Origin of the sequence: Kitasatospora sp. NPDC057512, from assembly GCF_042802135.1 — a bacterium.
GTDB lineage: Bacteria > Actinomycetota > Actinomycetes > Streptomycetales > Streptomycetaceae > Kitasatospora.
In genome coordinates, this window is sequence record NZ_JBHVET010001042.1 from 1 (window position 1) to 2,255 (window position 2,255).

The following is a 2,255-nucleotide window of genomic DNA, read 5'->3' on the forward strand; positions in this document are numbered from 1 at the left end:
GGAGCGGTGGCTTCCGGGCGGCACCGGCCTCACGGTGCGGGAGGGGCTACCAACGGCGGCGCGGCGCCGGTGGGTTGAGCTTGGCGGCGAGCGCCGAGAGGAAGGTCGGGAGCTTGTCGACCATGGCCTTGGGGACCGGGGTGGTCTCGACGCTGCCGCTTCGCACGTCCTCGACGAGGAGCGTGTAGGTACCGTTCTCCTCGACGAGTTCGGCGGCGAAGAGCAGGGTCCTGGTGGAGGTTTCCATCGAAGGTCCTAGGCTTGGGTGTCGTTGAGCCAGGCGGTCCACGCCGCAGTGGCCCGCTGCTCGTCGGCGTCCTCGGCGAACAGGTGGTGGCCGAGCCAGATCGGCACGTTCCAGGTGCTGCCGTTGAAGAACCGGTAGAGCGCGTCCGGGCCGCGCAGGCCGACGAAGTCGGGGCTGAGCCAGTCCACGACCACCTCCTCCGGGCCTCCGTCCGTACCGGGGACGTCGAGCCGCAGGCGGTCGCCGACGGCCGCGTCCGCGGCGAGGCCGAGGCGGCGGCGCAGGGCGGCGAAGTCGGCCGGGTCGGCGGTGGGTTCGGGGCGCTGGGCCCTGACGTAGACGGCGGGGCGGCCGGCGAAGTGCCGCAGGTACTCGGCGAGGCCGTGCTGGTAGAAGTCGACGTGCTTCTCGGCCGCGTCCGACTTGGCGTCCCACATCCAGGCCTCGTCGACGACGCCCGTGTGCACCCAGTGGATGCCCATCCGCAGGTGGCTCGTTCCGCCGTCGGCGGGCTCGATGTGGTAGCTGAGCGTGTTGGAGAACCCGCCGTCCTGGGTCGCCCGGACGGCGAACCGCCGCGGCGGCTCCCACGCCACGACGGTGGAGTCGCCCCGGCTGGCCTTTCCGCCGACGCGCGGCTCGACCTCCATCGGGTACAGCCAGCCGAGGTTGCCGGCGCCGGTGGCGACCGCGTCCCAGACCTTTTCGGGCGTGGCGGGCAGGTCCTGCTCCCGGCGGACCTCGAACTCTCGGGCCATCGTCGGTTCTCCTTCGTCGTCGTTCATGGTCGGCAGTCGTCGTTCCTGGTCAGTAGGCGAGCGGGAGGGCGCTCAGCCGCCGTTGCAGCGGGTTGGGCCGCCACTCCAGCGCCGCCTCGTCGGCCAGCCGCAGCTCGGGCAGCCGGCGCACCAGCGTGCCGATCGCCACCTCGGCCTGGAGCTTGGCCAGTGGGCCGCCGAGGCAGAAGTGCGGCCCGTGGCCGAAGCTCAGGTGCCGGTTGCCGGGGCGGGTCAGGTCGAGCCGGTCGGGGTCCTCGAAGCGGTCCGGGTCGCGGTTGGCCGCGCCGAGGAACAGGTACGCCAGCTCCCCCTCCCGCAGCGTCCGTCCGCCGATCTCCAGATCCTCCGCGACGACCCGGACGATCGCCTGGGTCACCGTGTCGTAGCGGGCGAGTTCCTCGACGGCGCCGCGGATCAGCCCCGGGTCCGCGCGCAGCCGGGCGAGTTGGTCGGGGTGGCGCAGCAGGGCGAGGACGCCGTTGCCGATCAGCTGGGTCGTGGTCTCGTCGCCGGCGGTGATCAGGACGAAGCAGGTGGACAGCAGTTCGGAGTCGGTGAGCCGCTCGTCCTGCGCCTGGGTGGCGACCAGGGCGCTGATCAGGTCCTCGCCCGGTTCGCGCCGGCGCTGCCGGATGAGCCCGGACAGGTACTGCTCGTACTGCTCGATCGCCGCCTCGGACTTGTCGATGTCCTCGGTGAGCCGGCCGAAGCGGCGGAACCAGCTCTTGACCCGCGGGCGGTCCTCCTCCGGAATGCCGAAGAGCTCGCAGACGACGGACATCGGCAGCGGGGAGGCGACCGCCTCGATCAGGTCCGTGGGCGGCCCGGCCGCGACCGCCTCGTCGAGGAGCCGGTCGACGATCCGCTGGACGCCGTCGCGCAACGCTTCGACGCGCCGGGCGGTGAAGGCCCGGTTGGCCAGCTTGCGCAGCCGGCCGTGGTCGGGCGGGTCGGTGTTGGTCATCACCCGGCCGAGCCGGTCGGAGAGGCGGCTGAAGGCCTTCATGTCGCCGCCGAGCGCGCCGTAGGCGCGGGTCATCCGGTCGCGGTCGTTGGACAGCCGCAGGTCGCCCAGGGCCGCCTCGATGTCGGCGTACCGGGTGAGGTACCAGATGCCCTGGTCGCTGCGGTGGACGGGGCTCTCGCGCCGCATGCGGGCGTAGAACGGGTACGGGTCCCGGCGGGCCTCGGGGGTGAGCAGGTCCGCCGCGAAGTCGTGGGCCGGGGCG

3 protein-coding genes are annotated in these 2,255 nt (G+C 72.9%); all 3 read right to left on the bottom strand.

All coding sequences use genetic code 11. The features are described from left to right. Window positions 1-46: 46 nt before the first annotated feature. Window positions 47-247, bottom strand: coding sequence for a hypothetical protein (locus tag ACFU6K_RS37310; protein ID WP_380670838.1), 201 nt, complete (start codon window positions 245-247; stop codon window positions 47-49). Between the two features lie 8 nt (window positions 248-255). After that, entirely contained in the window at window positions 256-1,005 is a 750-nt protein-coding gene (locus ACFU6K_RS37315; protein WP_380670840.1) for an SRPBCC domain-containing protein, read from the bottom strand. A gap of 49 nt (window positions 1,006-1,054) precedes the next feature. Then, window positions 1,055-2,255: cytochrome P450 (locus tag ACFU6K_RS37320; RefSeq protein WP_380670842.1), on the bottom strand; the 1,201-nt coding region annotated here is incomplete at its 5' end.

Excerpts from the sequence above, each read along its gene's own strand:
- ACFU6K_RS37310 (WP_380670838.1), bottom strand. The coding sequence starts at position 247 with ATGGAAACCTCCACCAGGACCCTGCTCTTCGCCGCCGAACTCGTCGAG.
- ACFU6K_RS37315 (WP_380670840.1), bottom strand. The coding sequence starts at position 1,005 with ATGGCCCGAGAGTTCGAGGTCCGCCGGGAGCAGGACCTGCCCGCCACG.